Origin of the sequence: Rhodoferax lacus, assembly GCF_003415675.1 — a bacterium.
GTDB classification, from domain to species: domain Bacteria; phylum Pseudomonadota; class Gammaproteobacteria; order Burkholderiales; family Burkholderiaceae_C; genus Allorhodoferax; species Allorhodoferax lacus.
Genome location: NZ_QFZK01000063.1, coordinates 1 through 567 on the forward strand (window position 1 = coordinate 1; position 567 = coordinate 567).

A 567-nucleotide genomic window follows, 5' to 3' on the forward strand; every position below is an offset into this window, starting at 1 on the left:
TGAAGGCCGGCGGCATCATCGCCTGCGAAGACCCGCGCCATCCCTTTCCCGCCATGCACCCCGAAGTGCGCCGCGGCCTGCTGGACACCGCCAAACGCCTGGACCCACTGGTCCTGCGTTGGGGCCGATAAGAACACACCATGACCGTCCATTCCAATTTCATCAACGGCGAGTGGGTCTCTGGCCCCGCCTCCAGCCCCAACCTCAACCCCAGCAACCTGGCCGATGTGGTGGGCGAATATACCCAGGGTGATGCCAGCCACGTGGAAGCCGCCGTGGCCGCCGCCCGCGCTGCCTTTCCCGCCTGGAGCACCAGCGGCATCCAGGCGCGCAGCGATGCACTGGACAAGATCGGCACCGAGATCCTGGCCCGCCGCGAAGAGCTCGGCACGCTGCTCGCACGCGAAGAGGGCAAGACCCGCCCGGAAGGCATTGGCGAAGTCACCCGTGCCGGCCACATCTTCAAGTTCTTTGCAGGCGAGTGCCTGCGCATGGCCGGTGACACGCTGCCCTCGGTGCGTCCGAACATCGGCGTGGAAATCACCCGCGAGCCCATCGGTGTGGTGG

Annotated in this window: 1 protein-coding gene and 1 pseudogene; both read left to right on the forward strand. The window is 66.8% G+C overall.

Translation table 11 applies throughout. The features are described from left to right. A pseudogene (locus DIC66_RS22785) lies at positions 1–131 on the forward strand (dihydrodipicolinate synthase family protein); the annotation flags it as partial. 9 nt (positions 132–140) lie between these two features. Continuing rightward, positions 141–567, forward strand: a 427-nt coding sequence (locus DIC66_RS22790; protein ID WP_117180460.1) for an aldehyde dehydrogenase family protein, incomplete at its 3' end; no start/stop codon positions are given.